Here is a 17,107-nt window from a genome sequence, read left to right as displayed (position 1 = left end):
AGACCAGATAGGATGCGAGCAGTTAAATACACCGCTCGCAAAAAAAGAAACTAAGCTCTTCCGGTTTTTACATTCGATAAGCTAGTCATCTGCTTCATGGTTTTTTCTAAACCCTCTGTCGAACCATCTAAGAAGATCGTGTTACCCTTGCCGTTTTCAGCAAAGTGTTTGATCGCATCTGTCCACATCGAAAATAAAATAAATGAGCTATCCAGGCCTGCGTTTTTCATTTCATCTGCAGCTTTGGCCATACCTCTTGCCACTTCTTCTCTGAATAAAGCGATACCTTCACCGCGAAGTTTAGAAGCTTCTTTTTCGGCTTCGGCAGAAATTTTAATTGCCATACCGTCCGCTTCGGCGGCTTTGGTTTTTTTGATTAATAACGCTAACGCTTCATTTTCGGCAGCGGCACGTAAGTTTGACGAGGCCACAACCTGCGCCATCGACTGCATGATCGTTTCATCGAAAGTGATGTCGTTTAACTGCATATCGATCAGGTGGTAACCCCAGGATTTTAAATCTTCGTCTAACTGTGCTTTAACCGCGTTAACGATATCTTTGCGCAGACCTAAGATTTCGTTCTGACGTTTGGTCGCGACAAACCCGCGCACTGAACCTTCAACGGTTCTATTTAAGGTCTGCATTAAAGAGCCAAAGTCGATAAATTTAAACGCCACATCTTTAATGGTGGCTTCTGTCTGATCAACCACCGAGTAAAGTAATAGGGCTTTAAAATTTACATTGGCCTGATCCTGGGTGATCGCCTGAAACTGCAATTCAACTGATTGGTTTTGTACCGATACGCGGCGGAAGATCACTTCAAAGAACGGAATTTTAAAATTTAAACCCGGGTACATAATACGGCGGTATTTACCGAACATGGTAACGACAGAGACCGTTCCTTGGTTAACGGTCACAATCAGTCCGCCAAGAACTGAAATTACAACGATCGCAATTAAAATTGTTGAGAAGCCTAAAGTTTCAAACATAGCCACACTCCGTGTTAGTGCGGATATGTTAGCTAAGGTTTAATTATTCAGGCAAGTACTTCTCGATAAACTCTAAGTACTCCCAGGACATGCGCTTTACACCCTCGAAGATTTCGTTGTTTTTATCATTTTGCAGTGCTTTTAAATAGGGTTCAGCATTTTTTTGCTGGCTAATCATGCGCCCTTTGTACCACGCATTATAAAGTGTCAGTGATGCGAACTCTTCGTGCTGACTCATCGTTTTAGCTTTATTCGCATAGTCATAGAAATACAGCGGCTTCGGTCGCAGCACAAAACGTTTATCTCCGTCGATATTCACATTAACTTCCTGAAAATTGCGATCGTTTTTGCCAACATGAAAATCCAGGATTTCCTGTAGCGATACATCCTGCGGACGGTAATTTTCTATTCCTGATTCGCCATCTTGTTTTAATTCATAAAGTGTGTTGCGTCCGTCTTTACCTTTAACCAAGGCGATAAAACGAAGTGCACCGCCTTCACCATTGACCGAGCCAGAACCACCGCCTTCTTTTTCGCGGCCACCAACATCCAGCACCACCAGGTCTTGCGGCAGATGGCGGCGAAAAACTTCAACGACCAGATCATGAGTCTTTTTATCGGTAATTTTTGATGATCGTTCGCCATCGTTAATCAGACGGTCACCCTTGGAAAACTTCAGTGCTTTTTTGATCTCCATATTGCGGAACTCTGCCGCCGACATCTCTAATAATTCAGAGATACGCTTGGGCGGATTTTTATAGTCTCTACCTTCAAGTCCCAACTGGTACTGCTTCCACAGGTCGGATGCTTTTACTTTTTTAACACTGTCGACCGCTTTGGTGGCGATCAGGAATTTAGCAAAATCCAAGATATACGGGCCGCGGCCGGCATCATCATAATCGAGCGAACGCCACTTGACCTTGCCGTTTACAACTGTCGGACCGTAGTTTCCGTTATGCGGGTCACCCTCGATCATTCCTTCAAATTTAATTATACTTTCGGGTAAAAAATTGTCCGCATACTTTTTAAACCAGGCCCACGACTGGGGGGCATTACTGCGGGCCAATTTAGTGAGTTTGTCTGAACTGATCGCCACCTTGACCTGTTCGTAGGCAATAGGCGGATTTTTGGTACCGAATAAGCTTCCACACGTCAGTTGTGCCTGAGCAGCCTGACCCATAAACAATACAGCCAGGATAGAATGTCTCATTGTGATACGCTTGCTGTAGTTCATAAATTCACCTCTTCTACAGACTAGTATTTGCAGCTTTCAGACCAAGCAGGTACGATCTTAAACCATGCGACGCCTGCCACCCCGAAAACTTGATCCCAACTACGTAGCTCCGATGCTGACCCTGAACCAGGGTAAAGACCGCGTCGTGGAGATGTTCGGGGCCCGCGATTACACTCTTAAAGAGATCGAAAAAAAGCTAAAAAAACGCCTCGAGCCTGAACTGATGAAGCAGCTGCTTGAGTGGGTGGCGGTGCAGTCGTGGTTTCCGACAGAAGAGAATATGACCGAGCAGTTCGTGCGCGCCTTAGGCCGTCGAAAAAAAGGGCAAAACTACATTAACCAAAAGCTCAAAGCCGCAGGTTTAAAATCAGTTAAAATTTCGGCCGAAGTCGAGCTCGAAAAAGCCCTCGAATTGCTTAAAGTTAAGTGGGATCGGACCGAATTTCTGGGTTTAGGCTTTAAAGAGCTGCAAAAACAGAAAGCCAAGGTCATTAGATTCCTGGCTGGACGTGGATTTAACCTTTCCACAGCAAGTCAGGCCTACAAAGACTATTTTAAAACAGGTAAGCTATCGTCTTTAGAAAATGGTGAAAATTATGATGAAGAATTCTGAAATTAGAAACGCATTTATTAACTACTTTAAAAAGAACGGTCACACAGCGGTCGCCAGTTCGAGCTTAATTCCAGAAAATGATCCGACATTGCTTTTCACGAACGCCGGCATGAATCAGTTCAAAAACTGTTTCTTAGGTTTAGAAAAACGTGATTACACAAAAGCCGTCACTTCACAAAAATGTGTGCGCGCCGGCGGTAAACATAATGACCTGGACAATGTCGGGTTTACGGCCCGCCACCACACGTTCTTTGAAATGTTAGGTAACTTCTCGTTCGGCGATTACTTCAAAAAAGATGCAATTCACTACGCCTGGGAGTTTTTAACGGTTGAATTAAAAATCCCTAAAGAAAAATTATACGTCACTGTTTTTTTAGATGACGATGAAGCCGCTGATATCTGGCACAAACAAGAAGGTGTACCTAAAGATCGCATCTTCCGTTTAGGCGAAAAAGATAACTTCTGGAGAATGGGCGATGTAGGCCCGTGCGGCCCATGTTCTGAAATTTTCTACGATCATGGCCCAGACTTTGGAAAAATCGCTGATCCATTTGAATCCATCAAAGCCGGTGAAGACCGTTACGTTGAAATCTGGAATTTAGTCTTCATGCAGTTTGAAGAAACAGCCCCGGGTCAAATGACAAAACTTCCGAAACCTTCGGTTGATACGGGTTCTGGTTTTGAACGCTTAACAGCGGCAGTTCAAGATTGCTGGAACAACTACAACACGGATTTATTTCAGGAAATCATCACTGCCGGTTTAGTTAAAGCCGGCACTAAGTTAGATTATCAGGAAATGATGAAATGGGAGCGCGCCAACATCAAAACTTTAAATTCCGGCGCTGCCTTATCTGCTGAACAAAAACAAAAATTTGAAGAATTAACAGCAGTCCGCGTACTGGCGGATCACTGCCGTTCGACTTCATTTTTATTAGCTGACGGAGCACTGCCATCAAACGAAGGCCGTGGCTACGTATTACGCCGTATCATGCGTCGTGCAATCCGTTACGGTCGTAAAATTTCAACTGATAAATCTTTATTACTTCCGATGTCTGAAGCCTTAATCGGTGCCATGGGTGATTTCTACCCTGAATTAAAAGCGCGTAAAGATGTGATACTAACAACGATCCGTGATGAGGAAGCGCGTTTTTTACAAACACTAGATAACGGAACCGCGATTTTCCACGAAGAAATCAAAAAGTTACAGGCCTCTAAGAGCAAAACCATCACTGGCGAAACTATCTTTAAACTTTACGACACCTACGGGTTTCCGGTGGATTTAACCGCGTTAATGGCGGCTGAACTTGGTTTTGCAGTCGATGAAGCCGGTTTTGAAAAAGTGATGCAGGCTTCAAAAGAAAAAGCCAAATCATCTTGGAAAGCTAAATCATTACAAGCCGATGAAAAACACGTGATTGAATTCGGCCAGAAGCACTCAACAACCCCAACGAAGTTTATCGGTTACGATCATTTAGTCGCTAAATCAAAAGTGATCGCACTTTCAAACGGCTCTAAAGAGGTTTCTTCTTTAAAGGCCGGTGAAACCGGTTATGTGATTCTGGACATCACACCGTTCTACGCTGAAGGCGGCGGCCAGGTCGGCGATCACGGTTTAATCTTGTCAACAAATGTTGATGCCAAAGTACACGACTGCGTAAAGCAGGGTTCAGTGTTCTTACACCAGATCGAAGTTATGACTGGCGAATTAAAATTAAACGAAGCCGTCAATGCACACGTTGAATCCAAAGAGCGCCGGCAAACAGCGAGCAACCACTCAGCAACCCATTTATTACACTCGGCTTTAAGAATTGTATTAGGCACACACGTAACCCAAGCCGGTTCGTTAGTTGATGCTTCTAAAACCCGATTCGACTTTACTCACAACAAACCACTGACTGCTGATGAGATCAAAAAAATCGAAGAGCTGGTGAACACTGAGATTTCTCATGCGCACACAGTTAAAGTTGAAAACATGGGCCACAAAGCGGCGATTGAAAAAGGCGCAATGGCTTTATTCGGCGAAAAATACGGTGATGAAGTGCGCGTCTTAACCATGGGACAACCGGTACTGGCGGCCAATGAAAAGCCGTTTTCGATCGAACTCTGCGGCGGAACACACGTACACAACACCGCTGAAATCAGAGCTTTCAAAATCACGTCTGAATCTGGCGTAAGCGCCGGCGTTCGCCGTATTGAAGCCATCACTGGCGATGCGGTGATCGAATTATTTATGAAGAATACCGAAGAAGTAAAACAAGCGCGTCTTGCGACAGGTTTGGCCTCTGATAAATCAATTGTTGAGTGGATTGAAGCGAAGAAAGAAGAAATCAAAGATTTACAAAAACAGATCAAAAAAGCGCAATCGGGCCAAATCAATGTGGATGAAATTGCAAAATCAGCGCAAACGTTTGCCGGTGATGCTAAATACGTGTTTGCTGATTTAGCCTTAGATGATCGCGAAGTGCTTTCACAAATCAATGACCAATTAAAAAACAAAATTCAAAAAGGCGTTGTCATCGTGATGGGCGCTGGCGAAGCTTCTCACCCGGTTATTATTTCGGTAACCAAAGACTTAACTTCACAATTTCAGGCCGGAACCCTGCTAAAAGATTTCGCGCAAGTATTGGGTGGTAAAGGCGGCGGTCGTCCGGATTTTGCTCAAGGAGCGGTGCCGGATCGTTCTAAAATCAAAGAAGCTAACCAAGTTGTCCACACGAAGCTTGGTATTAAGTAACTAGTTGGGACTTAGGTTTACCGCCTAAGTCCGTAAATTCCCCGTTTTTCATCTACTCTCGTATGGGATGAGCATTACTCTTGGCACAAAGCTGGCACTTACGAAGCATTTTGCCGCAAGGAAAGGAAAAATGCCCATGCCATCATTTAGTCATAACATAGCAACGGTTCTTTTTTTTACTTTAACCTCAGCTGTAGCCTTCGCCGCAGACACAGGCTCAGTGCAAGGGTATGTGTTTCACGATGCCAACAGCAACGGCGTAGACGATGCAGAAACGCGCCTCCCGGGCTTTACCATCGTTCTTAAAAATCTTGATGGCGCAACAGTGCGCATGTCTGACTTAAGCGGCGTTGCCGGAAGTTTTGCTTTTGATGATCTGCCGTTTCAGAAATACCTGCTGTGCGAAGTTTTTCCTGCTGATTCAAAATGGGTTACGACAACCCCGCAATGCCAGGACATCGAAGTCAATCAAATGAATGCCAGCGTGATCATTGCCATTGGCAACCGTGCTCGCTTAACCACAGATATCGGCTGCGTCCGCTCATACGCCAGATGGACCGCAACCGCACAGGGGCAGCTGCTATTCAGATTTTTATTGCAAGACCCAGCGACGATGACGTTGGGGACATCTAGTTATAATTCACGCCAGTTAATTTCGCTGTTAAATATGCAGGCGAATGGTAACGCGCTTCTTATCTTAGGCCATCAGCTGATCATCGCAAAAACCAATATCATGGCCACCGCCAGCGGCAGCGTTATCACGAACACAATCACAACAGCCGACGCCACTCTAGCAAACCAAACGATGCCAGTGGCAAATAATAATTTTGTTGATAGTTCAACCCCGGAAGGCAGAAAAATGGTTAACCTGGCCAATGAACTTAACCGCTACAACGACGGCAAATCAGGTGTACCTATCTGTAATTAATTACTGACCGCAAGTAAGACTCGGTAATTGACTGCGAACGGATTCAATCCAGTTTTTCAGCACGCTGGATTGATCTTCGCAAAGATCGATCTTATTCGAACCACAGGCATCCGAAGCCGATCCTAATTCGATGATATCATTTTCGGTAACAAGCTCTGCATAGGGCTCTTGGATAACCTGCGCACACATCACCCCTTCAGGCGCTGCAGGTCCGCCACGACAAACTGACGATTGCATCACGATAGCACGAACTTCACTTAACAATTCATTGCTTAAACAGTAAGTTGCTAAATCACCGGTTGCCTGATCGTGCTCGGCCAGCACACCCGAATCAGGATCTAAGACATAATTTTTTTTCGTTTTGACATAAAATTTCTGCGTACCTTTTTGCACTTCAGAATTTTGCTCAGTGAAAAACTTCAGTTGCTGAACCTGAAGGTCAGCCAGACTCTGCGCTTCGCTTTGACTTTGCGATTTTTGAAGAGCGACCTCATCGAAATTTTGCCGCGAACAATTTTGGTAGGAAAAGAACAAAACAATAATTAAAAGTGTAACTTTAAATTTCATGAACTTCGCCCCTTTTACCATATCTACCTATCGGCAGAATCACATTGTTTCTATATGGGAATCTTAAAGGGATACACAAAAAGCAAACTCCCTCAATTTTCCGGTTTAAACCTGCGATTGAGGGAGTTTAAAATGTACGATAGAGAAATTTGCGATACTGAGGCCCGGACTGAGGTCCGGTCCCAGTTATCGTGACCACTGCCAGAGGCAGATATTAACTGCCGTGTGAAGCGTCTGTACCCGTGCTAGCCGTGGCATAGAATTTCTTTTTAAGATCAACTTCAACCTGAGCTACAGTCGCCTTTAAAAGGACTTCAAACATCTCTTCTGGATTGATCTTATAGAGCTGAGACAAGCTTCTCAGAGTATTTAACGGTGGGTGAGAAATACCTCTTTCCCAGTTTGAAATAAATTGAGAAGTTGAGTAGCCTAATTTTTCAGCAACATCCTTTTGCGATAAGCCGGATTGTACGCGTTTTTCTTTTAAGAACTTTGCAAGGATCTCTATCTGATTTGTTCGTTCTGTTGTTAGCATTGCGCTCTCCTTCAAGTAACAATTCCTTTAAATAAATCCTCACGCATAGAAAATTTCTGAGGTTTATATCTGTTACTTGAAGACAGTTTAGCAACAAAGACTCATTTAATAAAGCAAAATTGTCAAAAACCTGTTAAGTTTTCTATACAGGCTTTTGTTGATTTCTCGGCTTAAGAAATGCTGAATATTTCCGCAAGGTTACCGCAGGACGCATTTAATTGAATTACGCCGAAAACAGCCAGCCGATTACGTCAAAACCAGACCTTTGACTGGCTAGATCTCAATCTGACACGCCAAATATTATGTTAAAGACTGTTAAGAACACACAAAAAGTCGATCAAGTTCTTAACAGCCAACCCCCGCTCCCCCACCCCGATAAATGCAGTAAACAAAGACTTTAAAAAAAATTTTATTTAGTTAAGATTCTGTAAATACGAAGCCCTAAGGGCACAGGCCCAAGCCAAAAAAAAACCCACTCTTTTGGAGTGGGTTTTGAGAAAACATATCTTTGGAATGATTCGTTTTCTGTATAAAACGGTTGGTCGGCCTTGCGGCCGATCCTTGAGTAACTCGTAACGATTAACGTTTTGAGTATTGACCACGGCGACGAGCACCACGGATACCGTATTTTTTACGCTCAACCATACGAGGGTCACGCGTAACGAAGCCAGCTTTTTTAAGCTCGCCTTTGAATTCTGGGTTAAAAGCGATTAATGCGCGAGTAACACCGTGACGGATAGCACCTGCTTGACCAGACTCACCGCCGCCAGAAACCATAACGCGTAAATCGAATTTACCAGCTTGGTTTAAAGCTTCGATTGGTTGCATGATAACCATACGAGATTGTAAACGAGTTAAGTAAGCATCAGATGCTTTACCGTTGATTGTTACTTTGCCTTTACCTGGTTTAAGGTAAACACGAGCTGAGCTCGTTTTTCTTCTTCCAGTTGCGTAAAATAATTTTTCAGCTGCTGCCATATTCATTTACCTTCTTATTTGTTCTTAACTTTTACAGTGTAAGCTTGAGGTTTTTGAGCAGCATGAGGATGCTCAGCACCTGGGTATACTTTTAGTTTAGTAATTAAAGTTTTAGAAAGTTTGTTAACTGGTAACATACCTTTTACTGCGTCTTCGATGATGAACTGAGAGTTATCTTGTCTCATCACTTCTGCAGTTTTTTCTTTTAATGAACCAAAAAAGCGAGAGTGTCTGTAGTACTTTTTTGTGTTCCATTTGTTACCTGTCATTTCAATTTTGTCAGAGTTGATAACAACAACAAAACCACCAGCGTCTTGATTTGGTGTGAATGTAGGTAAGTTTTTACCACGTAAGATATTAGCTACGTGAGTCGCTAAGCGACCTAGTCTTAAACCAGATGCGTCTACGATGAACCATTGACGGTCTGTTTCTTCAGTTTTTGCGTTCCAAGTTTTCATTTTTTCTCCAAAGATAGAATGAGTGTTTTAAAGTTGGCGGCACCTGTTGTCAAGGTCTTGGGGATAATAAACTCGCATTAAATATAGACCCCGGGCTTCAGCAGGTGGGCCGGCCTTGCGGCGGTCCTGCGCCATGAGTATTTCCTGCATAGTTTCTGGCTTCCAATCCTTGCGAAATGCCAATAATTGCGTTCCTACGATATTTCTGACCATTTGTTTAAGAAATCCCGACCCGGTGACTGTAAATTGTGCAACCTTAGGGGTGCGCCAATCCCAATGGGCAGAGTAGATCGTTCGCACGGTATGAGCGACCTCAGTGCCTACAGATTGGAAGCTTTTAAAGTCATGCTCGCCGATAAAGTAGTGCGAACACTTATTTAAATAGTCCAAATCCAGGGGTTTTCTCATCCAACTCATTGTACGGGCGTGGATCGCACTCGGTTGTGGCTGGTTCAGAATTAAATATCGGTAGGTTTTTTTATCAGCCGAGATGGTCGCATGAAAATCATCGGGCGCAAGCCACGCTTTTTTCACGACAATCGACTCTGGAAGTTTGTGCTCAACCGCGCGCGCCAGGTTAAAATTTTGCAATTTCTCCTCTGACCAGGTCGTATCGAAATGACAGACCTGATTTAGCGCGTGAACACCGGCATCGGTTCTACCTGAAGCATTTAAGTAGACCTCATGGCAAAACACCTTCTCTAACGCATGGGTGATCGTCTGAGAAACACTGGGTTTCGTGTTGTTTTCATGAGTGGCCGTCTGACGTTGCCAACCACAAAAGTCGGTCCCGTCATAGCTTACAGTAAATCGAATTCTCGGCATGGCGAGGGTTTATTACAGATAAGCTTAAAAATCAAAGCCCATTCCACCCTGAACGTAGCCATTCTCCAGAGAAAAAGCTTCCGAACTGACGCTGATGAACTTAAATTCAGCACTTAACCAGAGATTTTTGATATCGTATTCGGTGGCAAACTCTGAGCCCAGATCACGATCTAAGGCCGAAAGATTTAACAAAGCCCCACCGAAGCCGTAAAATCCCGGAGCACCGATCCCGTTGATTTGTGATTTATCTTCACGCTTTTCGGCTAACACCGCGTACACACCGCCACCGCCGAAGTACGGTACAAAAATCTGACGATCACGGTACTCAAAGCGGTAAATACCGCCGGCAAACAGTGGCACCGTTAAAAATGAAAATGACTCGACGGATTCAGTATTTAAATCCGACACTAACCGGCCGTTCCCTTGGGCGTAACTTAACGATAAACCTAGTTGGTAACCCAGTTTACCGAAATTAGTCCCACTGTCGGTAAATAAAAAATTCTCGTACACATACTCAAAACCCATACCTGAGGCCCCCGAGTATATATCGTCAAACGAAATAACCTGGCAGTTTTGTTCATTCTCGTCGCAGATTTCTGATTCCACATCCGGAGTCGACACCATACCAATACGCACATGGCTTGCGTGCTGTACATTTTGCGGTTCGGGCTTATAAATATACACCCCGTCCTTGTCGATCTTTACCAGACCGTCGGCGGCACCCTGGTGTTGCACCTTTTTCTCATCCGGAAAAAACTGCGCGTACACTTTGTTTTGCACAAGCATTAATAGCGTAAATAAGACGAACATGATTTTGATACGGCTGCGATGGCTCACGCCTAAGGTTTTCCAGTACTGAATGACTAATTTATATTTACGTAAGAAAAAAATCATCACAAGCAAACCAAGCAAGGCGTACACAAAGCCAAAGTGCAGGCTCAGTAGCGAGAACAAATACAATGGGTACAGCATCAGACGCGCAATAAAACGTAAGACCTCTGATTGGGCGATGAACTCTGCCGCTGGCGGACTGTAATTGTAGTACGCTTTGATAAACGAACGGCCAAAGTCATGCGGGATTAAAAAGTGATTGCGAAATTGCCTGAAAGTTTCGACTTCGGCAGCCATATCAGAACCAAAAGCCGCCGTTGAAATAAAACAGCTTTTATCATCGAGCAGACCCACAACCTCTGAAGGAGTCCCGCAGTTTTCGGCAGGAGCTCCGCCAGTGGTAATATAAAAAATATTCTGTGCTTTATTGATATTACCCATGATCAGACAGTAGTTCTGATAATTGGTAAATCCTGTTAAAGTCGCATCGATACTGTAATCGTTGGTATCATAAGCCTTAATGATCGGGCTGTTCTGACCGGTTGAAACATTGGCCGGATTTAATGTCTGCCCGGTTTGATCCTGGAAGAAAAACGCAACTCCGTACCATGCAGGCGCTGTTGATGGCGTTAACGGTGTTGATGATGATAAAATCAGATCACGTAAAAATAATTTCTCATCGCCGCCAACATCTAACTGAAAACCACAGGCCCCAAATTTAGAGCTATCTTGCGAGGCACAAACAGCCTGGTTAGAAATCAGCGGATCAGCGACATTAATATGGTGAAGATAAATCGGAAAAGAAGTTGCTTCGTCTTCTTCAATGCCATCAGTGCCGTCTGCATCTATACCGACAAAAAGGCGACGACCTGACTGAAACGATAAACCTGTGGTTGGAGTAGATATCGGGTTGCAGGCATCAGAACCGAAGTTTGTGTCTTCGGCACAAACGTCACCCCAATCCACTGTTACCGGAACGATAACCGTGGTGCTGGCCGCAGCCGTGATCGTGCCGGTTGAGCCGATCTCGACCGCGTTACTGAAATCAGTGCCAACGCCGGTATAAACGCGGATCGAACGGTTACTTACGGCTGCACCGGTCGTGATGGTGATACCGATTTGCAATGTCGAGTGAACGCTGGCCGGGTTACAGGCCACCGGAGGTGTAGCCGTACTGGTGCAGGTGTTACAGGTGCTGCCAGATGAGGGGCTTGCGCAAGTACCGGCGATGCCGCCGTAGAGCGAGATATTACCCGACGCATCGGTTTCAACGTAACTTCCACCGCTGGCGCCGATGATGGTAAAATCAGCGGCATTGGCTGATGAAAAAAATAACAAGATTGATAGGATTAAACTTTGCTGCAACATCACTCAAATATTGCAGCACTAAAGCTTAGGCTTTGCTAGGAAAAAATGCGTTCTGCAATCTGTAAACCGTTCAGAGCCGCACCTTTTTTAAGGTTGTCCGAAACGACCCACATTAACCAGCGATTGGGATTGTGGCGATCTTGGTGAATACGACCGACAAACACCGGATCTTCACCCGATACATCTATAGCCGTTGGGTAATCGTCTTGCATAACCGCTAAACCTTCAAACGAACCTAAAGTGTTAATCACTTCTTCTTTGCTCGCTTGCTTGTTTAACGTAACCCAAACAGCTTCTGAGTGACCATTTAATGCCGGGATACGCACGGTAAATGCCGATACTTTAATATTGTTATCACCCATGATTTTGCAGGTTTCATTCATGATTTTAGATTCTTCGGTACAGAATCCATCAGCTCCGAAGCCACCGATTTGCGGGATACAATTGAATAAAATTTGCTTTGGAAAAATCTTTGCCGCGTGATCCGGAGTCTGAAAGTTTTTAGTTTGGTCTAACAACTCGTCAAAACCAGGAAGACCTGCACCGCTCACGGCTTGGTAGCTTGATACAGTCACATCAGAAATACCGAATTTATCGTATAAAGGCTTCAGCGCCACCACTAACTGAATCGTTGAACAGTTTGGATTGGCGATGATCTGAGGTTTCGAATTTTCATTTAACAAATGACCGTTCACTTCAGGTACAACTAAGTTGATACCTTGATCCATCCGGAACGCGTTTGAGTTATCAATCGCGAAGGCTCCGGCTTTTACTGCCTGAGGTGCCCATTCTTTTGAAATGTCATCACCTGAAGAGAAAAACACCATATCAAGGCCATCAAAACAGCCTGGTTTTAACACCTGACAGGCCCACTCTTTACCAGCTAATTCTAACTTAACACCTAATGATTTATCAGATGCAAACGGACGTAATTCAGCGATCGGAAAAGCATACTCTTCCAACAGGTTGATAAAGGTTTCACCGACAACGCCAGTTGCCCCCACTAATCCAACTTTTAAAGCCTTTTTCCATGGTTTCATTAGTCGACCTCTTCTTGTAAATCGTTTTCATTAGTGTTTGCCGGAGCATAAACGCTGGCCGGTAATTGTTTGCGGTTTTTTCCCCAACGGAAAATACCGAATACCGCACCTAATGCCGCATAACCGAAGAATAATACAAACAGCATCATTTCAGGGCGAAGGGCCACGACAAACAACACGCCCACGCCTAAGATTAAATATCTAAACGGTAAACGTTGTTTTAAATCGATATCTTTAAATGAACGGTATCTGAAGTTTGAAACCATCACAAACGCCAGTAACATTGTCACCACTAACAGCGCGACGTTACCTTCAGCTGTCCAACCCATATCTTCAAATGCCAGGAAAGCTGAAGCGATGATACCTGCCGCCATCGGAATCGGTAAACCCTGAAAGTAGTTTTTCTCAACCACGCCAACTTGCACGTTAAAGCGCGCCAAACGCAGAACACCGCACGCCGCGAATAAAAACGAAGCCATGTACCCCAAGCGGCCAAACGGCTGCAGGGCCCAGAAATACATTAACATACCGGGTGCTACACCGAAGCTGACAGCGTCACATAAAGAATCAAGCTCCGCACCGAATTTTGAAGTGGCACGGGTTAAACGTGCTAAACGTCCGTCTAATTGGTCGAAGATCGCCGCCACAACAATCGCAATTGCCGCAGTTTTGTAATCTTTTTCGAATGTTTTAATAATCGAGAAAAAACCGCAGAATAAATTACCGATCGTTACCAGATTTGGCAAAATGTAAACGTACATTCCCAGACGTTTACCTGATGGTGTTTTTTCTTCAAGTTCATCGAATTGATCAACCATAATTAATCCTAAAGTTTTAAGTTTATTTTAAGTGCTGAAAAATATTAAAAAAAGTAAAAACGAAATATAACCCGACGCTGCTTAGAACCGGCATGGTGAAGTTGTCATCAATCTTTGCCACTGGGATCAGTTCCGCTAAAGCTCCGATTAGCCCCGCGATCAGGCTAACCACCAAAATATAGTCACTGATGTTTTTAAAATATAAAAAGGCAAAGGTGGCCACAAAACAAACGACAAATGCGGCCACAAAACCCTGTACCGACTTGTGCCCGAAGATTTTATCACGGCCATATCTGATACCGACGTAGCTGGCGATTGGATCGGCAAAAGCTAAGAACAATAAACTTAAACCCACGATATCTGACGGAAATAATAAGCCGATAAAAATAACACCGGTGAGTAAATACGACGTCCCGGCTGGACGATCGAGTTCATTTTTACGCATAATCGGACGAAACCAACGAGTAATAACACGATTTAACTGAGGATTATACAAACGGATCAAATCTGGTGGCACAAACAGGAACCAACCCAAGGTCAACAGAGTCATGCTGACCCAATACGGTAAAAGAGTCCATCCCAAGAATAAGATACCAACACCAGTCATGTGCCAAATTTTACGCGCGATATGGACATCGGAGCGTTTTTTAAATTCACCATCGTAACTGTTTAAATTTTGAGAACTTTGAGTGTCATTCACAACCGGATAAAACTATGAAAAGGCAGCGGTTGTGTCACCCAAATAGTTACTGAATTCGCTGAATTTTGAAGATTTGTAGTTTTTTTTGCCCGTCGTTTAGGCTGATTTCAAATTCAAGCTGATTTAAACCTTTATCTAACTGGATAAAGTCTGAATTAAGTTCTGCCTTATTGAGCTTAAACAACTGCGCATTGTAGCCATTGGTTTTATTCACCAGTTCGATTTTTTTAACCTGTGCCAAGGCGTTGCTACACTGTGAAAACTTTAAGATCACATGATCTGACGAAACACTTGCCGAAGTAAGCTTGGTATTATCAACCAACAGATCATGGCAATCAAGTTTCAACGTTGTTTCAAACGGCACTGGCTTTTTAATTTCTTCAAGCGCAAAAAACCTTGGTTCTTCGTCTTGAACAATTTCTGCCGGCTTGATCGAGGCCGGAGCACGTTGAGATAGACTGACCGGCGACGGTTTAAATAAATAATAACCGCTAACAACTGATGTCACCATAAGGCACAGCATAGCCACGATTATACTTTTATGTCGGCGTCGAAGTTTTTTGATCACGAGTACTTATCGGTGGTGGTCTGGTTGAAATTGAACTGAGTTTGAGGAATTGTTCTTTGCGCACCGTCTCGAAATAAAACAAAACACGAATGAAAATGCCCCATTCTGGGACATTTGACTCGGCACTTCGATTTGCTCCTATAAGTTCGGTTACCTAGATCAAATACAAGGAGGAGTTTATGAAAACGTTATTAATACTGGCGTTATCGTTTTTTACCTACACAGCTAATGCAGCTGATGAGGACAGCGGTTTGGTCAGTATGAAAAAACCGAATATGTTTACTTCAGAATATAGACCATCAATTGGTCTTCTCGCTGGGGTCACTACACCGGAAGGTGATAACGACGGTAAAGCCGAGCTCGGTATCGACTTAGCTTATGCTCCAAACAAAGGAGCTACACGCTTAGGTGCTGAATTCAGTTATGCCCGTTTTAACGATGAAGTCGCCAACGATGAAATCGACCGCAACACATTATTGCTTAAAGCCGTCTACGACTTTAAGACCGATGTTGTGTTTTTCAGAGATAGCTGGATTGGCTTAGGGGCCGGTGCAGTTTTTACCGATGACGACACCGTCGGCGTTGCCGCTCCGATGGTAGGTTTTGATATTCCAGTGACAAGTACAGACACTGAATACCTAACTCTGGGAGCCAATGCCCGTTACAATTTTGTCGAAGCTGATGCTGAAGATACAATGACAGTAAACGGCGCAGTAAAATACTGGTACTAGAGTTGATCTGTCTTCGCCAGATCTTATTCTAAAGGGACGACCGAAAGGTCGTCCTTCTCGTTTTTTACGAAATTATTTTTTGTCGATGCTGATGGCGAATTTTTTTACGCCGGCACCTTTTACGATATCCAGTACCGAAACAACACGGCCGTGCGGCACATCTTTATCGGCAGCGATAATCGCCTGAATCTCTGGATTTTTAGAAACTTCTTCCTGCGCTTTGGCCTGCACCTGAGCGTCTTCAACTATTTCACCGTCTAAATTTAATTTACCGTCGTTACCGATTGTAATGTTTAACTTAGATGGTGTAGTTGCCTCACCTGAGGCGGCTTTCGGAAGATTCACGTTGATCGACGGCTTCATGATCATCGGAGCCGTCACCATAAAAATAATCAAAACCACCAGGATAACGTCGACTAACGGTACGACGTTGATCTCTGACATGATTTCATCTGATTGGTCAGCTTTAAAAGCCATACATCACCTATTTCGCTGAAGAAGATTTTTTAGCGTAAGCCATACCTAATTCTTTAACTGATTCAACACTCACCAAGATCGAACGCACTTTACGTGTGTAATAGTTAAAGAACATACCGGCAGGAATTGCCACGAATAGACCCGCAGCAGTTGCCACTAGGGCGACCGAGATACCGGCCATAACAGTTTGTTGACCCGCTTCTGGCGCCATTGCCAGGTCGTTAAACGCTTTCATAATACCTAATACCGTACCGAACAACCCGATAAATGGCGCGTTTGATGCAATCGTTGCCAAAACCGGTAAGAACTTTTCTAAATCCGGTTTTTCGGTTAACACGAACGAGTTAAACACTTCCGAAAAGCCGGCCTCACCGTGGGCTTTGTAGTGTTTCATCGCCTGACTTGCAGCGCGGCCTTCGATTGAAGTCGGGTCTTTAGCGATATCTTCAAAATCATTAACTGACCCTGATTGTAACGCTAAACGGATACGGGCACGCACACGCTCACTTTCAGTGGCTACTTTTTTTAAAGTCATAAATCTTTCAAAAATCATAGCGATTGAAATAACGCTCATTAACACTAAGACGAATAAAACAAATTGATCCGCATAATGAGCTACAGCAAATATTTTTTCAGTGAACATGGATGGCTCCTTTAACCTTTACATTTAGTACTTAGTCATTATGATGTTAGTTCATGAGCCGGTCAAAAAA

The 17,107-nt window shown here is 43.9% G+C and carries 18 protein-coding genes; 4 read left to right on the top strand and 14 right to left on the bottom strand.

Going from position 1 to position 17,107, the window contains the following annotated elements:
- Positions 1-50: 50 nt before the first annotated feature.
- Together AC04MM_RS07325 and AC04MM_RS07320 are read right to left on the bottom strand one after the other, a co-directional pair.
- Positions 51-989, bottom strand: coding sequence for an SPFH domain-containing protein (locus tag AC04MM_RS07325; protein WP_475379685.1), 939 nt, complete (start codon positions 987-989; stop codon positions 51-53).
- A gap of 43 nt (positions 990-1,032) precedes the next feature.
- Complete coding sequence (locus AC04MM_RS07320) at positions 1,033-2,199, bottom strand: hypothetical protein (RefSeq protein WP_475379684.1); 1,167 nt, start codon at positions 2,197-2,199, stop codon at positions 1,033-1,035.
- 88 nt (positions 2,200-2,287) lie between these two features.
- On the opposite strand from AC04MM_RS07320, the gene AC04MM_RS07315 reads away from it, so the two are divergent.
- The 3 genes from AC04MM_RS07315 (at position 2,288) to AC04MM_RS07305 (ending at position 6,498) form a co-directional block, all read left to right on the top strand.
- Positions 2,288-2,836: a hypothetical protein gene (locus AC04MM_RS07315; RefSeq protein ID WP_475379683.1), complete on the top strand. Its 549-nt coding sequence runs from the start codon at positions 2,288-2,290 to the stop codon at positions 2,834-2,836.
- Positions 2,823-5,570, top strand: a complete 2,748-nt coding sequence (gene alaS / locus AC04MM_RS07310; protein ID WP_475379859.1) for an alanine--tRNA ligase — start codon at positions 2,823-2,825, stop codon at positions 5,568-5,570. The genes AC04MM_RS07315 and alaS overlap by 14 nt, the downstream gene beginning before the upstream one ends.
- A 136-nt stretch (positions 5,571-5,706) precedes the next feature.
- Positions 5,707-6,498 carry an SdrD B-like domain-containing protein gene (locus AC04MM_RS07305; RefSeq protein WP_475379682.1) on the top strand — a complete coding sequence of 264 codons (792 nt, stop codon included), beginning with the start codon at positions 5,707-5,709 and terminating at the stop codon, positions 6,496-6,498.
- Here the strand turns inward: AC04MM_RS07305 and AC04MM_RS07300 are convergent, their stop codons facing one another.
- The 10 genes from AC04MM_RS07300 to AC04MM_RS07255 form a co-directional block, all read right to left on the bottom strand.
- A complete protein-coding gene (locus AC04MM_RS07300) occupies positions 6,499-7,065 on the bottom strand; it encodes a hypothetical protein (RefSeq protein ID WP_475379681.1) in 567 nt (188 codons plus the stop codon).
- A gap of 214 nt (positions 7,066-7,279) precedes the next feature.
- A complete protein-coding gene (locus AC04MM_RS07295; protein WP_475379680.1) occupies positions 7,280-7,600 on the bottom strand; it encodes a helix-turn-helix domain-containing protein in 321 nt (106 codons plus the stop codon).
- A 579-nt stretch (positions 7,601-8,179) separates the two neighbouring features.
- The gene (gene rpsI, locus AC04MM_RS07290) at positions 8,180-8,578 is read right to left on the bottom strand and encodes a 30S ribosomal protein S9 (protein ID WP_475379858.1); all 399 of its coding nucleotides are present in this window, start codon (positions 8,576-8,578) and stop codon (positions 8,180-8,182) included.
- A 14-nt stretch (positions 8,579-8,592) separates the two neighbouring features.
- The gene (gene rplM, locus AC04MM_RS07285) at positions 8,593-9,036 is read right to left on the bottom strand and encodes a 50S ribosomal protein L13 (protein WP_475379679.1); all 444 of its coding nucleotides are present in this window, start codon (positions 9,034-9,036) and stop codon (positions 8,593-8,595) included.
- A gap of 27 nt (positions 9,037-9,063) precedes the next feature.
- A complete protein-coding gene (gene truA / locus AC04MM_RS07280) occupies positions 9,064-9,861 on the bottom strand; it encodes a tRNA pseudouridine(38-40) synthase TruA (protein WP_475379678.1) in 798 nt (265 codons plus the stop codon).
- A 24-nt stretch (positions 9,862-9,885) separates the two neighbouring features.
- Complete coding sequence (locus AC04MM_RS07275) at positions 9,886-12,060, bottom strand: CFI-box-CTERM domain-containing protein (RefSeq protein ID WP_475379677.1); 2,175 nt, start codon at positions 12,058-12,060, stop codon at positions 9,886-9,888.
- Positions 12,061-12,095: 35 nt separating this feature from the next.
- Positions 12,096-13,100, bottom strand: coding sequence for an aspartate-semialdehyde dehydrogenase (locus AC04MM_RS07270; protein ID WP_475379676.1), 1,005 nt, complete (start codon positions 13,098-13,100; stop codon positions 12,096-12,098).
- A complete protein-coding gene (gene pssA, locus AC04MM_RS07265; RefSeq protein WP_475379675.1) occupies positions 13,100-13,918 on the bottom strand; it encodes a CDP-diacylglycerol--serine O-phosphatidyltransferase in 819 nt (272 codons plus the stop codon). The genes AC04MM_RS07270 and pssA overlap by 1 nt, the downstream gene beginning before the upstream one ends.
- 22 nt (positions 13,919-13,940) lie before the next feature.
- A complete protein-coding gene (locus tag AC04MM_RS07260; RefSeq protein ID WP_475379674.1) occupies positions 13,941-14,618 on the bottom strand; it encodes a diacylglycerol/polyprenol kinase family protein in 678 nt (225 codons plus the stop codon).
- A gap of 46 nt (positions 14,619-14,664) precedes the next feature.
- Entirely contained in the window at positions 14,665-15,129 is a 465-nt protein-coding gene (locus tag AC04MM_RS07255; RefSeq protein WP_475379673.1) for a hypothetical protein, read from the bottom strand.
- Between the two features lie 236 nt (positions 15,130-15,365).
- On the opposite strand from AC04MM_RS07255, the gene AC04MM_RS07250 reads away from it, so the two are divergent.
- Positions 15,366-15,917: a hypothetical protein gene (locus tag AC04MM_RS07250; protein WP_475379672.1), complete on the top strand. Its 552-nt coding sequence runs from the start codon at positions 15,366-15,368 to the stop codon at positions 15,915-15,917.
- Between the two features lie 72 nt (positions 15,918-15,989).
- Here the strand turns inward: AC04MM_RS07250 and AC04MM_RS07245 are convergent, their stop codons facing one another.
- Positions 15,990-16,394 carry an ExbD/TolR family protein gene (locus AC04MM_RS07245; protein WP_475379671.1) on the bottom strand — a complete coding sequence of 135 codons (405 nt, stop codon included), beginning with the start codon at positions 16,392-16,394 and terminating at the stop codon, positions 15,990-15,992.
- Between the two features lie 7 nt (positions 16,395-16,401).
- Positions 16,402-17,037, bottom strand: coding sequence for a MotA/TolQ/ExbB proton channel family protein (locus AC04MM_RS07240; RefSeq protein ID WP_475379670.1), 636 nt, complete (start codon positions 17,035-17,037; stop codon positions 16,402-16,404).
- Positions 17,038-17,107 lie beyond the last annotated feature (70 nt).

The organism is Bdellovibrio sp. SBM16 (assembly GCF_056175625.1).
The sequence above is the reverse complement of the archived record's forward strand: the minus strand, read 5'-3'. Positions and strand labels throughout refer to the sequence as shown.